Annotated in this window: 15 protein-coding genes and 1 pseudogene; 7 read left to right on the forward strand and 9 right to left on the reverse strand. The window is 65.9% G+C overall.

The annotated features are described in order from the left end of the window. Positions 1-456: 456 nt before the first annotated feature. Positions 457-1,173, reverse strand: a complete 717-nt coding sequence (locus LuPra_RS19415) for a phage major capsid protein (protein WP_157899419.1) — start codon at positions 1,171-1,173, stop codon at positions 457-459. Between LuPra_RS19415 and LuPra_RS19420 the strand changes: the two genes are divergently transcribed. After that, complete coding sequence (locus LuPra_RS19420) at positions 1,162-1,743, forward strand: cobalamin B12-binding domain-containing protein (RefSeq protein ID WP_234800954.1); 582 nt, start codon at positions 1,162-1,164, stop codon at positions 1,741-1,743. The two genes, LuPra_RS19415 and LuPra_RS19420, sit on opposite strands and share 12 nt — an antisense overlap. A gap of 44 nt (positions 1,744-1,787) precedes the next feature. Here the strand turns inward: LuPra_RS19420 and LuPra_RS19425 are convergent, their stop codons facing one another. From LuPra_RS19425 to LuPra_RS19435, 3 genes are all read right to left on the reverse strand, one after another. Beyond that, positions 1,788-2,408 (reverse strand): hypothetical protein, encoded by a 621-nt coding sequence (locus LuPra_RS19425; protein WP_234800470.1) that lies wholly within the window; start codon positions 2,406-2,408, stop codon positions 1,788-1,790. Between the two features lie 274 nt (positions 2,409-2,682). Continuing rightward, positions 2,683-3,186 carry a pyridoxamine 5'-phosphate oxidase family protein gene (locus LuPra_RS19430; protein ID WP_110172282.1) on the reverse strand — a complete coding sequence of 168 codons (504 nt, stop codon included), beginning with the start codon at positions 3,184-3,186 and terminating at the stop codon, positions 2,683-2,685. A gap of 317 nt (positions 3,187-3,503) precedes the next feature. Continuing rightward, positions 3,504-3,737, reverse strand: coding sequence for a hypothetical protein (locus tag LuPra_RS19435; protein ID WP_110172283.1), 234 nt, complete (start codon positions 3,735-3,737; stop codon positions 3,504-3,506). A gap of 714 nt (positions 3,738-4,451) precedes the next feature. Here LuPra_RS19435 and LuPra_RS19440 point away from each other — a divergent pair. Next, on the forward strand, positions 4,452-5,468 hold the full coding sequence (locus LuPra_RS19440) for an ATP-binding SpoIIE family protein phosphatase (protein ID WP_157899420.1): 1,017 nt from the start codon (positions 4,452-4,454) through the stop codon (positions 5,466-5,468). Between the two features lie 223 nt (positions 5,469-5,691). Here the strand turns inward: LuPra_RS19440 and LuPra_RS19445 are convergent, their stop codons facing one another. Further along, positions 5,692-6,048, reverse strand: coding sequence for a hypothetical protein (locus tag LuPra_RS19445; RefSeq protein WP_157899421.1), 357 nt, complete (start codon positions 6,046-6,048; stop codon positions 5,692-5,694). 815 nt (positions 6,049-6,863) lie between these two features. Between LuPra_RS19445 and LuPra_RS19450 the strand changes: the two genes are divergently transcribed. Further along, the gene (locus tag LuPra_RS19450; RefSeq protein WP_110172286.1) at positions 6,864-7,811 is read left to right on the forward strand and encodes a YihY/virulence factor BrkB family protein; all 948 of its coding nucleotides are present in this window, start codon (positions 6,864-6,866) and stop codon (positions 7,809-7,811) included. A 632-nt stretch (positions 7,812-8,443) separates the two neighbouring features. Here the strand turns inward: LuPra_RS19450 and LuPra_RS32085 are convergent. The 3 genes from LuPra_RS32085 to LuPra_RS19460 all read right to left on the reverse strand — a co-directional run bounded on the left by LuPra_RS32085 (position 8,444) and on the right by LuPra_RS19460 (position 12,428). Continuing rightward, the gene (locus tag LuPra_RS32085) at positions 8,444-8,659 is read right to left on the reverse strand and encodes a hypothetical protein (protein WP_157899422.1); all 216 of its coding nucleotides are present in this window, start codon (positions 8,657-8,659) and stop codon (positions 8,444-8,446) included. A gap of 324 nt (positions 8,660-8,983) precedes the next feature. After that, positions 8,984-11,545: an excinuclease ABC subunit UvrA gene (locus LuPra_RS19455; RefSeq protein ID WP_201792196.1), complete on the reverse strand. Its 2,562-nt coding sequence runs from the start codon at positions 11,543-11,545 to the stop codon at positions 8,984-8,986. Positions 11,546-12,176: 631 nt separating this feature from the next. Next, positions 12,177-12,428 (reverse strand): sugar-binding domain-containing protein, encoded by a 252-nt coding sequence (locus LuPra_RS19460; protein ID WP_157899423.1) that lies wholly within the window; start codon positions 12,426-12,428, stop codon positions 12,177-12,179. Positions 12,429-12,712: 284 nt separating this feature from the next. Between LuPra_RS19460 and LuPra_RS34580 the strand changes: the two are divergent. Together LuPra_RS34580 and LuPra_RS19470 are read left to right on the forward strand one after the other, a co-directional pair. Beyond that, a pseudogene (locus LuPra_RS34580) lies at positions 12,713-13,316 on the forward strand (amino acid transporter); the annotation flags it as partial. 623 nt (positions 13,317-13,939) lie between these two features. Beyond that, a complete protein-coding gene (locus tag LuPra_RS19470) occupies positions 13,940-14,809 on the forward strand; it encodes a mechanosensitive ion channel family protein (protein ID WP_157899425.1) in 870 nt (289 codons plus the stop codon). Between the two features lie 109 nt (positions 14,810-14,918). On the opposite strand, the gene ligD is transcribed toward LuPra_RS19470, so the two are convergent. Beyond that, positions 14,919-15,212 carry a non-homologous end-joining DNA ligase LigD gene (gene ligD / locus LuPra_RS34585; protein ID WP_418001388.1) on the reverse strand — a complete coding sequence of 98 codons (294 nt, stop codon included), beginning with the start codon at positions 15,210-15,212 and terminating at the stop codon, positions 14,919-14,921. Between the two features lie 400 nt (positions 15,213-15,612). Here ligD and LuPra_RS19475 point away from each other — a divergent pair, with 400 nt between their 5' ends. Together LuPra_RS19475 and LuPra_RS19480 are read left to right on the forward strand one after the other, a co-directional pair. Then, positions 15,613-16,284 carry an arylesterase gene (locus LuPra_RS19475; protein ID WP_110172291.1) on the forward strand — a complete coding sequence of 224 codons (672 nt, stop codon included), beginning with the start codon at positions 15,613-15,615 and terminating at the stop codon, positions 16,282-16,284. Positions 16,285-16,361: 77 nt separating this feature from the next. After that, positions 16,362-16,787 (forward strand): YybH family protein, encoded by a 426-nt coding sequence (locus LuPra_RS19480; RefSeq protein ID WP_110172292.1) that lies wholly within the window; start codon positions 16,362-16,364, stop codon positions 16,785-16,787. The last annotated feature ends 360 nt before the right edge of the window (positions 16,788-17,147 follow it).

A 17,147-nucleotide genomic window follows, 5' to 3' on the forward strand; every position in this document is an offset into this window, starting at 1 on the left:
CATCAGCAACGCCGAACCAGGCGTTTTGCACGGACTCGTGGCCTGCGACCTTGGCCCGCGGCTTGCGATAGCAGCACCCTGGTCGGGCCGGTGCAAACTCCCTTGGTGCGGCGGTGCTTCCCCCGGAGCACGCGTCGTTGGGAGGGCGCCTCGGTCCGCACCATCGCTACTGACAACGCAGCACCGGGCAGAGAAGGCACGGCGGCGCCGGTTACTCCCTCGATGCAACCGACGCCTTCCACCGCTGGGCATCCTGCCCACAGACGTGGCAGTTCAGAGTGCGCGCGCCCTGACGGGCATCCCTCCCACGCCTGGCAACGTTGGACACGGAGCCCTGACCGACTGGGCGCGGTCGGCCAGGACACCGTCAGTGCGCGGCTGCTGAGGACCGGGAACCACGCGACTCCGCACAGCCAGGAGAGGCGCGGAGGCACGGACACCACTTGGAGACGGACGTTAGATCGTGATGTCCGTCAGGAGCTCAACGCCCTCGGGATTGAGGACGGCGATATCGAAGCGAGCCGTCAGCCGGATCAGCGACTGGTCGTACTCGGCATAACGCGAGCTGTCGTAGAACAGCGTCACGCGGTCACGGACGCCAACGCCGATCTGGCTCATGTCCGCGACGATCGCGGCATCGCTGAGGAAGGGCGTCACGTACACCGGCACACCGAACAACTGCCGGCGCGCGTCTCCGCTCGGATCCGGATTGAGCTGGTACCGATCGTCGCCGTCCTTCGCCACGCGGAGGTCACCCCAGACCGCGGGGCCGACGAAGATGGCCGACGCTGTCGCGCCGTCCGCCTCGAGCCATTCGATGGCTGCAGCGATCGCATCGAACGAGATCGCCGCGGTAAGCGCCGTGTCGGTCACGTCCGGATCGTTGAGCAGGCCGAGCATGTTGGGCGGCGTGCCGTTGCCGCCGAAGCACTGCTCGTCGAGCTTCTGCCCGAGTTCGGCCATCAGGTCGCGCTCGACGATCTCGCGCGCATCGGGCATCCGATCAGCACGATCGCGAAGCTCCAGGATGCCGAGCTCGTACGGCTGCTGGACAACGCCAATGCACTGGCGGCCCGAACGCCAAAGGCGCTGGACGTCGCCAATCTGGAGCCGCTGGGATCTGCACTGAGCCGTTACGATCTCGATACCATCGAGTCGATCCTGAATCGGCATGCGGCCATCCTGCCGCCTCGTGAGCTCGTGTTCTCGGTGGTGTTGCCGCTCTTGCGAGACCTGGGCGATCGGTGGGAGAGACAGGCGCTGCGTCCGGGGCAGGAGCATCTCGTGTCGGCCATCGTGCGCAGCGTGCTCGGTAGTCTCCTCCGCACGATCGCGTCCCCTGGCGCGACGCCGACGATGGTCTTCGCCACGCCCACGGGGGAGCGGCACGAACTGGGACTTTTGTGCGCGGCCGTACTGGCCGCGTCGGCCCGGGTTGGCGTCCTGTACCTCGGAGCGGATCTTCCTGCGGATGATATCGTCCACGCCGCGACAACGACGGGCGCACCGATCGTCATGGTGAGCCTGACGACACCCGGGGCCGCGGCCCGCAGCGAGGTCAAAGGGCTGGCGCGGCTCCCGGCCGGCCTCGAACTCTGGGTGGGAGGCCCCGAAGCCCACGTTCTTCTGACCGCCGCCGGATCGCGCGCGGCAGGTCGAGGCGCTCGATCAGATCGTCCCGATGCTGTCACGGTATGGCCGCTGACCGCTTCAGCCACGCCTTCCCGCGAAGCATCGTCATGACCGAGCCTCGTGGGCCCGTACGCAACATGCTCTTGTCCGGCGCATCACTCCTGATTCTTCGGTAGACGTCGGCGCCCCCGGTCGTCGCCCGATCCGCCGCCTGGAGTCGCGTCCCCTGATTCCCTCTGCTGCACCTCCACGTCCTCCTGCTTGGCTGCCGCCATCGACTCCGGCTCCATCTCCTCGGCACCGCGATTGAGGTGCACGAAGACCCCCCAGGCCGCCAGCAGCACGGCGGCGCCCAGGGCAATCGAGGCCGCGTGGGGCAGGTACTCGGGCGTGTCCGACGCGGCGTGGAACACGGCGATCAACGACTCCACAGCGAGGGCGACGACCACGACGACCAGGAAGCGTGAGAGGAAGCGGCGAGCGCGCGTCGGTCCACTGACGTGCGTGCTGCGGAGCACTTCCTCCTCCAGGACCGTCTGTCCGAGCTCCAGGGCCGCCACGCCGATCGTGAGGTGGCCGATGGTGCGCAGGATGGCATCGAAGCGAGCGGACTGCGCGGTGCCAACATCCATGACGCCGTGCCACAGCACCTGGCCGGCCAGCCAGACCAGCGCCACGCCGCAGGCCAGGAAGAGAACCACGACGAAACAGTAGGTGCCGACGAAGGCGGTACGGAGGATGCGGAGCACGATGTCGCCGATGCTACAGCAAGGCATCGGCGCATGGCTCACGCTAGACTCGCAGGGCCCCAACTACGGCAGATCGCAGGCAACTCGGGCCTGCTCTACAACGATCGCCAGGCCGTCATCGATGACGGTGTGTCCAGGCGCACGACGTTGGCGCGAGCGACTTCTGCGCGGGGTTCATCGATGAAGACGGCATCCGGTCACAGGCCTCACCGCAAGCCTGGCAGTCGAAGCATGCAGCGATGACACGCTGGTTGGAGGAGTGCGATGACCGCCCGCTCTTCCATTCGAACCGGCCCCTGCATCAGGGCTTGAGTGTGTGCATCGTGCCAAGCTCCGGCTCGGTGCCGGTCAGCCAGCCCTTCATGAGTTCATACAAGACCACCGGCTGCGGCTTGTTGACTTCCAGAAACACCGCCCCATGAATCTCGACCCCGATGAGCACCAGGCGCGGGTCCTCCGGCGTACCGTGCCGTGCATCTCCGTCGTCCGGAAACCACATCTTCCAGTCGGGCGCGTACAGCTCGCGAATCTTCCGCCTGTCGCGTGAGATCGTCGCCTGTCCGGACACCGAGATCCATTCGCGCGTCCGATCCTTGTAGTACGACAGGTTGATGTGCGGGTCGGCCTCGAGGCTGCGAAGCTTGCCGGTACCCTCCGCGGTCACGAACCACAGGTCGGCTCCTGCCGCACGCTTCTGATTGGCCATCGCGCGGGACTCGAGATGCCCGTCCGGCCGCCGCGTCGTCATCATCGCAACACCAATTTCTTCAACCATCTCGTAGAAGGTGTCGAGTTCGGTCGTCATGCGTTCCTCCGGCTGCGAATGGCGAGAGGGCACCGGTCCCGTCTCGATGCTGGTATTCGAGGGCTCCGTTCCCGTCGTCCTGCGGACGCCATGGCCATGTGTCGGTCCAGCGGCATTGCCGCGATGAACGCCCACCGGAGCGCTTATGGCCGGCGACGTCTCCGTCTACTTTGACCCAACATGCGCGCCAGTGGACCCGAATCCGAACATCTCCTTTTCACCTAGGAACCTGTCAATGGACGGATTTTGAACGACGCTCAAACGATCTCGAGGCCGTCCGCTGTGAGAACGATTCACCCGTCGGTGACGGCCGCACTTCAGACGCGCTTCCGAAGCAACAGCTCGTGATGTCCTCGGTTGGCCTGCAGGCGTGCCAGGCGCGCCGCCGCCGCGCGTGACGTCAGGTCTGCCGGGAGCGCGTCGCCGGTGCCGAAATACGTCTCGTCCGGCGTCTGTCCGCGAAACGCCGAGTGCGGCAGCACGCCGTTTTGCTCGTCGACGTAGAACGCGACCAGTGGACGAACAGTCGCGATGCTATCGAGCGCACACACGCCATCCGGCTCGGACCAAGGATTGGCGCTCGCACAGACTCGCAGACGCAGGTCTTTTGCGGGTACGCCAGTGCAGAGTCTCCATGGGGCGCGGATCAACTACGTATGCAGCGCAATCCTGCGTGCTGCCGCAACGCGACCTGCACCGGGCCTATCGCATGCTTGCCCTCTTCTCGTCCTCACGAGGGCGCTTCGCGCCCGTAGAAGAAGCTTGCCACACGGACGGGAACTACCCGTGAAGCTCCAAACAATCGAGGCCAGTGGCGGCAACAAACTTGCACTTGCAGGCGCGGCGCTTCTCGAACGCCGCGAGGAACACAGGAGTGCACGAACCATTTTGCAGGCTGAAAGAGTTGCGCGATTCATACGACGCTGAACACCAGCTCTTGAAGGCACCGCCGGCGTGGTGGCAGCGGCGAGCTCCACTGAGCTTCCAGCGCTGTGGAAATCCACGCCAAGGACACTCGGCACTTCGATCGTCTGCTGGCCGAGGGCGTCAAGGGCCTGCGCCTGCAATTCATCGAGCAGGGACCTCGCATTGATGATCTCCCGCAGGCGAGGACCGACGGTTGGATCGGGCAAGGGCATGGGGCTCGGCCTGCCAGGCGCCAAGCGCCTCATCAGCGACCTGTCGACATCACGCAGTCGGAAGCCGGCCGGGCGAAGGGCTTTTCGATCGGGTCCGTCCTCGGACGGGGAACGACGGTGGAACTGATGGACCCTTTGCAGCTGTGCATTCCTGTGTCGGACCGGAGCCAGATCGGCGAGGTCCGCCGTGCCATCTCGCGGATGGCGGAGACGCTGGCGCTGGCGCCGTCACGACGGGGTGATGCCGCGATCGTCGCGACCGAACTGGCGACCAACCTCGTGCGCCACGCGCGCGACGGCCGGATGTTGCTGCAGGTGATATCGCACGGGGCGTCCGGCTGGCTGGAACTACTGTCGGTGGACGGTGGCCCCGGGATGACCGACGTGCAGCGATGCCTGCAGGACGGATTCTCGACCGTCGGTACGCCGGGCAATGGGTTGGGTGCCGTGAAGCGGCAGTCGGATGAATTCGACGTCCACTCGACGCCAGGGAAGGGCACGGTGATCGTGTCGCGGATCGCCACCAGCACGGCGCCGTCCAACGTGTTCACGGTGGGCGCGGTGTGCCTGCCCTTTCCCGGCGAGGAGGTCTGCGGCGACACCTGGCGCAGCGTCGAGCGCGAGCAGGAGATTGCCGTGATGGTGGCTGACGGCCTCGGCCATGGGCCCGAGGCGGCTGTCGCCGCCCGCCTCGCGGGTGGCGCCTTCGAGGACGAGCCGTTCGCCACGCCGGAGCAGTTCTACCAGCTCGCGCATCGGTCGCTCAAGGGCAGTCGTGGCGCGGCGCTGGCGCGGGCGATCATCGCCCGGTCGGGGGACGTGCAGTACTCCGGCATCGGCAACATCGCAGCGAGCCTGGTCAGCAGCGAGCGCAGCCGCGGTCTTGCCAGCGAGAACGGCACGGTCGGCGTCCAAATCCGCAGCCATGTCTCCGCATACGCGCACGTGATGCCGGCGCCGGGCGTGCTGCTGATGCATTCGGACGGGATTACCAGCCGGTGGTCGTTCGACCCCTACCCGGGCCTGCTCCTGCGGCATCCGGCGGTGATCGCTGGCGTCCTCAGTCGCGACTTCGTACGCGGCCGGGACGACGCGACGATGCTCGTGGTGAGCCGGTCGCGAAAGGGAGAGGGCCCTGTCTGAGGTGGCGGGGCGTCTACGCGCGACTTGGTCGAACAGCTGCGCCCTCTACGAGGTGTCGAGGGACTACGTGCCCAGCATTCCGCACTTTCCTGCACGAGTTCTCGTCATTCAGGCGAAAGCGGGCGACGCGGGCCTTGAGTCGTGGTGTTCACACCGTCGCCGTGAGTACCGGACACCTGTCGCAGCTCACCGGTCGGTTGGCCTGCAAAAGGCGCTCGGAAAGTCATCGACCCTTGGCGGCGCGTGGGCGCCGGGGAGCTTTTCGTGAGCGCTGCTTGTCTTGGCCAGACATGTCGTCGACCCGCGCTTCGCCGTTCGGCGCAAGGCCGGTTGCTTTTTCGCCGGCCGTGATCGCTCCCTTGATCCCGCCCATCGCGGCCCCTGCTGCGGCGCCGAGCGCCACCGCCGCGACGACCTTGCCGGCCCGGGTCATCATCCCAGCCGAGGAGCTCGCCTTCTTCTGACCCTTCTTGCTCGCGCTCTGCGTGCTCGTCTTCGGCGACGATGCAGCCTTGCGTGGAGAGGACTTCTTCGCCACTCTTTTCGTCGCCGACCGCCTCGTGCTGCTCTTCTTCGCCATTGCTGTCCTTTCGGTAACAGGCCCAAGCCTGCGTCACTGATGAACCGACGAGAATCGGTTCAGCATTTGTACGTCTGCGGCTCGGCGCGAATGCGTTGCCGGGCAAGACTGGACGTTGCCTCATGCGCGCCTCAGCTGCGAAGGCGTCGACGAGCACTGCGGAGAGGAGCACGTTGCGTACCAAGCCAACGATCCGGCGCCGAATCTGGTTGGAAAGAAGCCGCACGGGCCGTCGAATGGCAGGTGTTTCTGCGCGGACGGCTTACGGCGCGTAAGAAAGGTGACACACCGAGCAGGCGAGGGAGCGAACTCGCCGTCCTGTCTGCCGATCCGACACGTTGCAGTGAACAGCGGCAGGTCGTGATTCGCTGCACACGGTGAGGGGGTAGGAGCACACGATGGGTGGGCCGAGAGCCAAGGCTAGGCGACGCAGGCCAACAACCCAGACAGACGTGTCGGGTGTCAGGCATAGGCTGCTGAATGCAGCGGCCGTCCAGTCCAGTCCATTCGGTCCCGGCCTTCTCACTGCGTATGCGGAACGCAAGGTCAATAGAGGAAGTGGGTGAATAGGGGTGGACGGAACCGACGGCGTGGACGCTTACCGGCGGCAACCGGTATGGTGACTCCTACTTCGCGCACGACGAGGTCCGTCAGGGCACGGTCAACTCCGGCGGGAGCGCCTTTCTGACCACGTCCTTTCCGGAAATTCTGGCCATCTACGGTAGCGCTAGTGGGCCAGACGATCGTCGGACGCGTGCGATCGTTCGCCTGAGCTTGTCCAGCTTTCCGCCGTCTTGCTGATACACAATTCTTCCGTGACTTCCGATCCTCCAGAGAGCCAGCGCAGCACGCTGGCCGCACTCCCTTTCTTGTTCCGCCAAGCGCTCCTCGCGTGGTGGAACGACGACGTCCCGCGCCTCGGCGCGTCGCTGGCCTATTACACGCTGTTTGCCATCGCCCCGGTCCTCCTGGTGGCGATCGCCATCGCGGGTGCCGTGTTCGGCGAGGAAGCCGTGCGCGGCGAGATCGTCGGGCAGCTCGACGAACTGCTCGGACGCGAAGGCGCGCAGGCAGTGCAGGCACTACTCGAGGGCGCACGGCGGGACACCGGTGACATCCTTGCCACCGTGTTCGGCGGGATCACGTTTGCTCTGGCCGCGACCGGGGCGTTTCTCGAGTTGCAGACGGCACTTAACACCATCTGGCGGGTGAAACCCAAAGAGAACGCCAATGTCGCGTCGTTCCTGTGGGACCGCGTGCGCTCATTCGCGCTCGTCGTCGCGATCGGCTTTCTGCTGCTCGTCTCCCTCGCGGTCAGTGCCGCGCTCGCCGCGCTCAACACCTGGCTGAATCGGTCGCTACCGGGTATGCCCCTCACGGTGTGGAGCATCGTCAACGTGCTGCTGTCGCTTGTCGTCATCGGCGTGCTCTTCGCTATGCTCTATCGCTTTCTGCCAGATCGAAGGCTGGAGTGGCGGCACGTCATCGTCGGCGCGCTGGTCACGACCGTGCTGTTCAGCATCGGCAAGCAGGTAATTGGCCTGTATCTCGGCCAGAGCACGACAAGTTCCACCTACGGAGCCGCGGGGTCAGTGGTAGTGCTGCTGCTGTGGGTGTACTACTCGTCGCAAGTGGTGCTGCTTGGCGCCGAGTTCACCCGCGTCTACACTGAGCACTATGAGCGGCGGCGCCCACCGCCGCAGGAGTTCGCGGAGAAGGACCCGCACGCGGTGAAGCCATCGTCGGCCGGCACGTCGTCTTGACCGGCACGTCGACCGGCTGTCCCCTATAAAGGGGCGATGCACTCTTAGCTCCGTGGCGTTTGACGATCCAGAGACTGCCGTCAGTTAGCACGAAGGAGACGGGCTGCGATTGATGACCGCACTACCGAGTGGGGCACATCGCGTTCGTCAACCGCGACATCTCCTCTTTCCCGGCATCAGCATCCTTGCGGTCTGCTTGTCTGGACTAGATCTCTCACATCGCTTCGCCCCGAGCGAAGCCGAAGCGGCGCAGCACTTGGGTATGAGTCGGGCGTGGCTCAAGAAGGCGCGCACCGCGCGCTTCAGAGCGGCGATTGATGGGCCGCCGTTCGTGAAGGCCAGCGCCAGGAGGGTCGTGTATCGCCGCCGCGATCTTGAGGACTGGGTGCAGGCGCACGTCTGCAGGCAACACGAGACTACGGTCCGCAGAGGTGCCGCCTCCGGCCTCGCACCCCTAATGCACCCCCGAACCCGCGCAGGCTATCCGGACCAGAAAATCGCCTTCCACGACATCCGGTCGAGCGGCGTCGTTGCGCGCAGCTACGGAGCCTCTGCCCTCGCGTCGAGCGTCGAACGGCTGAGACAAATCCCTGTTGGTCATCGTGCGTTTCCAGCTTTGGGCACAGCACGTCTCATGCCGATCCCCACAGCCGCGCTGGGGGCCGGGTGCGGTGAGCGGCGGCATACGGCTTGCTCCGATGTCTCTTGTGAAACACCGTCGAGCCGATCGATTCGCCGCCACGCTTCTGACCGTTGGTGCCGGCCTCGCGCTTGGTGCCGTCGCAGTGGGCCACCGGCCGCGCGAGGACGATCCCGAGCGCAACCTCGCGAGTTACCTCACTGATCACTTGATGGATCCGACGCGGCGCTGACGATCGTCACGCGGTTGGCGCTGTCGCATGAGGGCACGCCGGAGGGTGCGTTGTTCGGCACTCTCAAGAGAGAGTTCGATGCCGAACGCAGCATCGTTCGCTCCGTCCTCAACCAACTGGGTAGCTCCTCACTGTCGGTGAAGCGCGCGGCAGGCTACGCGTAACGACACCTCGCAATCCGGGCGTGGCGTCGTTGCGCCGAGCCTGCCGCCCTACGGACCATTGGGCGCACCACATCTACCCGCCCGAACGAGCCACCGGCATCTTGCCCATGGCAGCGTCACACACGGATGTTGGTGATCACGGGCGGCCCGCGGGCGGCGCCAGCGTCCGCGCCAGGTAAGGTGCGGTCCGGCTGTTGCGCGAGCGGGCCACGTCGGCGGGCACGCCGGAAGCGACGACGCGCCCGCCCGCCGCGCCGGCGCCAGGCCCGATGTCAATCACCCAGTCGCTTGCAGCAATGACCTGCATGTCGTGCTCGACCACGACAACGGTGTGGCCGGCGTCGACGAGCCCAGCGAGTTGCGCCAGCAGACGCTCGACATCGGCCGGATGCAGGCCGGTCGTGGGCTCGTCCAGCACGTAGAGCGTTTCGCCGCGGCCGCTGCGCTGCAGTTCCGTGGCGAGCTTGATGCGCTGTGCCTCGCCGCCGGACAGCTCGGTGGCCGACTGTCCGAGTCGTAGGTAGCCCACGCCGACCCGGCCCAGCACGTCGAGCGAGCCTCGCAGCGCGGCGTGATCGGCGAAGAATACCGCGGCCTCGTCGACCGTCATCTCGAGCACGTCGGCGATCGATCGCTCGCGATAACGGACCTCGAGCGTCTTCGCGTTGTAACGGGCGCCGTGGCAGGTCGGGCACGGCGTGTACACGCTCGGCAGGAACAGGAGTTCCACCATCACGAAGCCCTCGCCCGCGCACTGCTCGCAGCGGCCCGCCGCGACGTTGAACGAGAAGCGGCCCGCGTCGTATCTCCGCGCGCGCGCCTGCCGCGTCGCCGCAAACAGCTTGCGGACGTGATCGAACAGGCCCGTGTAGGTGGCCAGGTTCGACCGTGGTGTTCGGCCGATGGGCTTCTGGTCGACGCACACGAGTCGGGTGAACCGCTCGCCGCCCTCAGCGATGCGGCCGGCAGTGGGCCGCTCGGGAGCGCGCTCGAGATCGAGCCGATCGTCGGCCGCCTCGCCGGCTGTCGTCGCCGGCTCGTGGGCGCCAAGGCGCGCCGTCACCAGCTCCAGCAGCGCCTGGCTCACGAGGCTCGACTTGCCGGATCCCGACACGCCGGCGACCGCCGTCATCACGCCGAGCGGGAAGGCGACCTCCAGATCGCGCAGGTTGTTCCGCGTCACGCCGGCCAGCCGAAGCCAGCCGCGCGGTCTCCGCGGCGTCCGTGCCTCCACGGTTGCCGGCTCGAGATAGCGGCGCGTCCGCGACGCGGTGACCGACGCGAGGCCTTTTAACGGGCCGCTGTAGAGCACGCGACCGCCGCCGGTCCCGGCGTCCGGGCCGACGTCGACGATCCAGTCGGCGTGGCGGATCACGTCCAGCTCGTGCTCGATAACGAACAGCGAGTTGCCCGCCTCGCGGAGCCGATCGAGCGCGCGAAGCAGCGCCTCGGTGTCAGCCGGGTGCAGCCCCGCCGACGGCTCGTCGAGCACGTAGACGACGCCGAACAGGTTGGATCGCACTTGCGTCGCGAGCCGCAGTCGCTGCAGTTCGCCCGGGGAGAGCGTTGGCGTGCTGCGCTCCAGCGTCAGGTAGCCAAGGCCCAGGTCGAGCAGCACCTCGAGGCGTTCCACCGCGTCCGCGGCGATCCGCTGGGCGACGATCGCCTTCTCGGGATGGTCGACTGCCGAAGGGGCCGTCGCGGGATCGCTGGTCGCAAAGGGACGCAGCGTCTCTGAAAGTGTCGTCAGCGGCAGGCGCGAAATCGCGGCAATGTCGAGCCCCGCGAACGTGACGGCCAGCGCCTCGGGCCGGAGCCGCCGGCCGCCGCAGGCGGGGCAGTCGGCGCCGATCAGGTACCGCGAGACGCGCCGCTTCACGACGGCGCTTTCGGTGCTTGCGAACGTCTGTAGGAGATACCGACGAGCGCCGGAGAACGTGCCCATGTAGCTGGGCTCGTCCTTGCGCTTCAACGCGCGCCGCGTCTCGGCCGGCGTGAAACCGGCGTAAACCGGCATCGTCGGCGTCTCGTCGGTGAAGAGCAGCCAATCGCGATCCTTCCGCGGCAGGTCCCGCCACGGCGTGTCGACGTCGTAGCCGAGCGTCACGGCGATGTCGCGAAGGTTCTGGCCGTGCCAGGCGGGCGGCCACGCGGCGATCGCGCGATCGCGGATCGTGAGCCGATCGTCGGGCACCATCGACGCCTCGGTGGCGTCGTAGATGCGGCCGAGGCCGTGGCAGGCCGGGCACGCCCCCTGCGGCGTGTTCGGCGAGAAGTCCTCGGCGTGGCGCATCGACGCACCCGGCGGATAAGTCCCGGCCCGCGAGTACAGCATGCGCAGCAGATTGGACAGCGTGGTGACGCTGCCGACCGACGAGCGCGTCGTCGGCGCGCCGCGCTGCTGCTGCAGCGCGACGGCGGGCGGCAGCCCGTCGATTTCGTCGACGTCCGGGACGCCGAGCTGGTGGAACAGGCGCCGCGCGTAGGGCGACACGGACTCGAGGTATCGCCGCTGCGCCTCGGCATAGAGCGTGCCGAAAGCAAGCGAGGACTTCCCCGACCCAGACACGCCAGTGAACACCACCAGCGCGTCGCGCGGGATGTCGACGTCGACCCCGCACAGGTTGTTCGTCCGTGCCCCGCGGACGCGGACGACGCCGCCCGCAACGGTTGAGGCAACAAGCGCATGAGGGCGCATGCTCAACGGTCTCATCGTGACAAGGTCCTCGCAAGCGCGGCCATCTCGCCGAGGCGCCGTTCGGCCTACCTCCGCATCCTTAACCGTTAAGGCGCTTCGATTTCGGCCTACCTTCATGAAGACCGAGACGCCAGTTGCCTATCGGAGATGCATCTTGAGGCCACTGATAATCCGCCAGTGGCAGCGCAAGAAGACGCGACTCGACGACCTCGAGCGGGAGCGCGGTCGGATGCGGGACATTGCGCAGCCATTCAGGCAATGGACTTCGCTTCGAAGGACGGCATCGCACAACGGCTGACTGACGCGATTCACCGACAGACAGCCACGGCCGAAAGGTCGAATGGAGCGAGCTCGTCAAGTTCCACCGGAGTCGGATGAAGCAGCTACCCATTGAGCTGCGGGGGCGCAGCAAGACGTCGATCGGTTGCGTGAGCGCCGGAGCACACTCGTCGAGGGCACCAGGTCTGGCGGCTCCGGCTCGATGGACTTCAGTGCGGACGCACCGTCTCGGACCATACGGATGACATACCCCTGCGAGAAAACGGAAATGGCTCAAACGGTGTGGGCAGAACGGCATTTGCTGTGCGCGAGGCTGCACTCTGGTCAGCGCATCCGTCGCTCAGCCAGTGATTCACGGCACATCGGCGCAGACCACGATCGTCACAGGCAGGCCGCCCGGCATGAATTCGGTGATGTCGCACCTGAAGGGCGTGTAGCCACCGTCGTGCGTGACGACGAGCACGTCGTCGACCCAGACGGTGGCGCGATGATCGACCGCCCCGAAATGAAGGAGGATGCGGCAAGACTCCGGATCCCACGGGTCGACCGTGCGTCGGTACCAGCAACGCGGGATGAAGCCCGGATGGTGGATGCCGCTGGCCACGGTCTCCGGTGCGAACGGGACGACGATTGAGGCGCTCCAGACGACATCGCCAGGCAGGTGTCAGGCACCGGCAGGGTCGGTCGCGAAGTCCCAAGCGCCGTTCAGCAACTGCCAAGGGTCACGCTGCAGCTGGGGACGCGGGTATCGCCGGACGCCAGCGGTCCCACGGCCGTTCACCGAGCGGAGGACCCAGGAGCCGTGCACTCGCACTAAACGCGCGACAACGCCGTTCAGGGCGCACCTCGGCTGCTTGGCCTGGCATCGACGTTGCTGTGCGTTGTCGAATGGCGCGAGACGACAAGTCGGCACGACACCGCTTGACCGACTGGTTCCTCGAGGGCGTCCCCGAGCCAGAGGGCGCGTATGCCCCACCGCCGGAAGTCCATCAGTCGGCTTGGTGGAAGGTCATGTGCCTTACGGGCGTCGACTACTTTTCCACGTTGGGCTACCAACCGGGCATCGCCTTCCTCGCCGCCGGTCTGCTTTCGCCGCTGGCGACCCTGATCTTGTTGCTCCTGACACTCTTCGGTGCCTTGCCGATGTATCGGCGAGTGGCGGAACTCAGCCCGAATGGGCAAGGCAGCATCTCGATTCTGGAAGCGCTCCTGCCCCGTTGGCGCGGCAAGGGCCTTGGTGCTGTGCCTCCTCGGGTTCGCCGCGACCGGGTTCATCATCACGATCACGCTCTCGGCGGCCGACGCGACGGCTCACCTCCTCGAGAACCCCTTCATGCCGGGCTGGACGAAGCACCCCGTGATGCTGACCCTGGTCCTCCTCGCTGCGCTTGCAGCCGTGTTCCTCAAAGGATTTCGGGAAGCCGTGGGCCTCGCCGTGCCCATCGTGGCGGTCTACATCCTCCTCAACCTCGTCGTCCTGACGTGGGGACTCGGCGCGTATGCAACCGGCGTGCTGGTCCTGATGGGGTCCGCCGCGCTCGCCGTCACGCTCGCCGACCGGCGCCAAGGGCGTGGCGCGTGGGTCGGATTCGCGCTGCTGACGGTCATTTTTGCGTATACGACGGTGGTCAACATCCTCGAACGGCCAGAGGGTCTGAAGATTGCCGTCATCTTCATCGTCTCTACCGTCCTGACGTCGTTGGTATCGAGGGTGCTGCGTTCGACGGAGCTGCGCATCCATTCCGTACAGCCTGATGCCCAGGCGCAGCTGGTCCTTCGAGAAGCCGCGGGGGCACCTATCCGCGTGATCGCCAACCACCCGGACGCGGGTGCTGTTGCGGCGTTTGAACACAAACTGGAGGAGGCCGAAGAGAGCCATCACTTCGTGCCCGACGCGTGCGTCTTGTTCATCGAAGTGCAGCCGAGTGACGCGTCCGCGTTCAGCGATCAGCTGTGCGTGCAGGGCACGCCGATAGGGGCCATTACCTTCGGAGTCGCGCTATTCGACTCCACGGACAGAAGGCGCCGCTACCAGCAGCCGCGGCTGCAACGCGCGCAGGCGCGGAGGAAACGGCAAGCAATGTCTAGATGCCTTGGGCACTATCAGGGGGAATCATGCAACCTTTCGCCGAAGGATGGCGCCGGCTCGAAGCATTCCTGACGTCGGGCATTGCAGGGAGCGAATTCACGCCGCTCCGGCTCCTGACGGTTCTCGTCTTGGTCACGGTGCTGGTCTGGGTGACCAGGCGTGTGACGCGATGGCTGATCGAGCACGTGCTGGCACGCCGCGGCTTCGACATCGGTATGCGCGAAGGGCTTGGCGCCATCGTTCGATACGTGGTCATTTCTCTGGGAGCCCTCGTGATCCTTCAGGCGGCGGGCATCGACCTCACGTCGTTGAACGTGCTGGTCGGCGCCATCGGTGTGGGTCTCGGTTTTGGTCTCCAGAACATCACGAGTAACTTCTTCAGCGGGCTGATCCTGCTATTTGAACGGCCGATCCGGATTGGTGACCGCGTCGAAATCTCTGGATGTGTCGGCGAGGTGAAGGAGATCGCGGCCCGTGCTACCACCTTGGTCACCGACGAGAACGTCGCGATTATCGTGCCGAACTCGCAGTTTGTCTCCGAACGCGTCACGAACTGGAGCCGCCCGGGAACGTTGACCGCGTACATCGTGCCGTTTTTCGTCTCTCACGAATCAGATCCAGAACGAGTGCAACAAGTGCTGCTGGCGGCGGCCAGTCAGCACCGAAACGTGCTCCAGAATCCGGCGCCGGAGGTCGAATTTGTCGAAGCAGGAATGGGCGCGCTTCGGTTTCATCTGCAAGTGTGGAGTACTGAGCATCTGAAGACGTCCGGAACGCTAAAGAGCGACCTGAACTTCGAGGTGTGGCGTCAACTGGCAGCGGCAGGCGTGACGATTTCACCGGTGCACCGCGTCCTGCCGGCGGGTGTGCCACTCGCGCAGCGATCGTCGACGTAAGCAGGATTCGTCCTCCGGTTGTGTCAGTAGCCGCTACGCCAGTGGCTCGCCGCTCACGCCAGGCCTTCGCGAACGTCGTCGTGTACCGCTGCGGGTCGGAACGCTCAAATCAAGTACTCGCCGACCTTTGTCTTTTCCTGACTTTCACCCGGCGGAGCGCGTTCGGTCCCCATTGCTTGGCACGCTTCAGATAGATGCAGGGCGAGGCAATACCTGCCGGGCAGTGCACCAGCGTTAACGGCCGACCCGTCACGTGCGGCACGATCCAGTCGTGCGATGTTCTCGAAATACTACGCGAGTTGGCCTTCGAGATTTCCTGATCCGGATAGATCAGGCGGTCAGGGTGCGAGATGGGGACACTTGCGACTGTCAACGACGACGACCGCGCGGCTTTGCGTGGCATGTGGCGTCCGAATCAACCCTGTTCCAGTGCAGCCCCTCACCACGAGCATCAATAGCGCTGACAACACGACGCTGATGACGATGGAGCCAAGCAACCGAACCGGTTCGAGAAGAAGAAGAACACGAGGTCCTCCGTCTGGCGCAATGGTACGTGGACGAGTCCCGATCCCGCCTCCAATGGGCGGCGGTATCCAGGATGCATCTTCGTGGTCGTGCCGACCTACGACGGCCAGAACTCGTTCCGCAGTTCCCGTCGAGCAAGCTCGACGGCTACACGCGTGGGCCACCCTCATCACCGAGGCGCCGCCGTCTCCTTCGCGCAGACGGGTGATGACGATGGGCGGCGAGGGCGGGTCGTGCAGAGTTCACGGCCGCGTCGGCGAGTCCGGCGTCGTAGCTTCATGCTCCACCGAACGGCTGGCGCGCTGGCCCTGCTGACCTCCCTCGTCAGTACGGCCGCGTGCGGCGCTGATGCCCTGCCGACGGCACCCTCGACGTCCAGGGCGTCCTCCCCAATTGTCGCGGTACTCGGCGACAGCCTCTCGGTGTCTCCGTCGCGCGAGGCAAGCTTTCCTGCCGTGCTTCAGCGCCGGCTCGAGGCCGAGGGACTGAAGTGGCGAGTCGTCAACGCCGGGCGTTACGGCGATACGACTGCGCAAGGACTCGCCCGGCTGGACGACGTGCTCCGCGAGAGGCCTGCCGTGCTGATTCTTGCGCTTGGCGCCAACGATGGGCTAAACGGCGTGCCGGTGGCTATCGTCAGACGTCAACTCGACGAGATCATCCGGACATCGAGGTCGCATGGTGCGCGCGTGCTGCTGTGCGGAATGGAAACGCCGCCCTTTCACGGATGGGACTACTCTTTGGCGTTCCACGCCATCTATCCCGATCTTGCAGCCTTCTACGACCTGCCCCTCGTGCCCTTCCTGCTGGCCGGAGTGTTCGGCGACTTCGATCTCAATCAGCCCGATATGATTCACCCCAACGCGGCAGGCGCGCAGCGGATCGCCGATACCGTGTGGCCCTTCCTCGAGCCGATGGTCCGCGTCGAGTCGCTCACCGCGGCGCGCTGACTGGCCGGGCAGCCCGCGGCTCGACCAAGCCAGCCGCGCTCGAGCGATTGTTTACGCTGAAAACCGAGGAGCCTCCGATGCCAGCAGATGCCGAAATCCGACGCATTATCGAGTCGCACGCCGACGCGGTTCGGCGAGGCGATGTCGAGTCGATGCTGGCCGACTTTGCTGAGGACGTGGTGCTGTTCGATGTCGTCGATCCACTCCGACGTTTCGGCCGAGCCACAGCGCACGCGCGCGCGGCTGAGTGGGTGGCCGCTTACAACGGAGTGATCAACTGGGACAACCTTGACGTTGCCATCATCTGCGACGAGGCAGCCGGCTTCGCTTCGATGCTGAGCCGCGTGAGGGGGACCCTCAAGACTGGTGACCGGGTAGACATGTGGTTCCGGAAGACCCTCGGCCTGCAGAAGCGCGGGGACCGCTGGCTCATCGTTCATGACCATGGATCGGTCTCGTTCAACCCGGAAAGCGGTCAGGCGTCGCTCGGGCTGCAGCCGTAGCTCGTCACGCGTGGCCAGGAACACCCGCACGTCGTAGCGCTCCGCCTCCTGCGCGTGTGGCTGCGCGATCGGATCGGGAGTGACGTCTTGTCCACCTCCGCCGGCTCGCGGTTGCTGACTCGACAGCAGTCAGGTCATCGCGCGGCTAGCGCACGAACCCGCGACACGAGCTGATCGAGAAACGCGGTGGACTTCACGAATACCGCGAAGTGCCCGCCTCCCTCGATGGGGACGAATGCCTTCGCTGGTGCCCGGATGGAATCGACGAACGAGCGTGCGAGGCTGGTCGGCGGTTGGTGCGGCGCTGGCTGACCAAGTCCCTGCGCCGCGCTTGAGGTGGATTCTCCTGGCCAACAGATC

The sequence above is a fragment of the Luteitalea pratensis genome (assembly GCF_001618865.1).
GTDB classification, from domain to species: Bacteria; Acidobacteriota; Vicinamibacteria; order Vicinamibacterales; family Vicinamibacteraceae; genus Luteitalea; species Luteitalea pratensis.

Bases quoted from the DNA above. Each gene is read 5' to 3' on its own strand.
- LuPra_RS19415 (WP_157899419.1), bottom strand. From the start codon at position 1,173: ATGCCGATTCAGGATCGACTCGATGGTATCGAGATCGTAACGGCTCAG.
- LuPra_RS19425 (WP_234800470.1), bottom strand. From the start codon at position 2,408: ATGCCTTGCTGTAGCATCGGCGACATCGTGCTCCGCATCCTCCGTACC.
- LuPra_RS19430 (WP_110172282.1), bottom strand. From the start codon at position 3,186: ATGACGACCGAACTCGACACCTTCTACGAGATGGTTGAAGAAATTGGT.
- LuPra_RS19440 (WP_157899420.1), top strand. From the start codon at position 4,452: ATGGACCCTTTGCAGCTGTGCATTCCTGTGTCGGACCGGAGCCAGATC.
- LuPra_RS19445 (WP_157899421.1), bottom strand. From the start codon at position 6,048: ATGGCGAAGAAGAGCAGCACGAGGCGGTCGGCGACGAAAAGAGTGGCG.
- LuPra_RS19455 (WP_201792196.1), bottom strand. From the start codon at position 11,545: ATGCGCCCTCATGCGCTTGTTGCCTCAACCGTTGCGGGCGGCGTCGTC.
- LuPra_RS19470 (WP_157899425.1), top strand. From the start codon at position 13,940: ATGCAACCTTTCGCCGAAGGATGGCGCCGGCTCGAAGCATTCCTGACG.
- ligD (WP_418001388.1), bottom strand. From the start codon at position 15,212: ATGCCACGCAAAGCCGCGCGGTCGTCGTCGTTGACAGTCGCAAGTGTC.
- LuPra_RS19475 (WP_110172291.1), top strand. From the start codon at position 15,613: ATGCTCCACCGAACGGCTGGCGCGCTGGCCCTGCTGACCTCCCTCGTC.
- LuPra_RS19480 (WP_110172292.1), top strand. From the start codon at position 16,362: ATGCCAGCAGATGCCGAAATCCGACGCATTATCGAGTCGCACGCCGAC.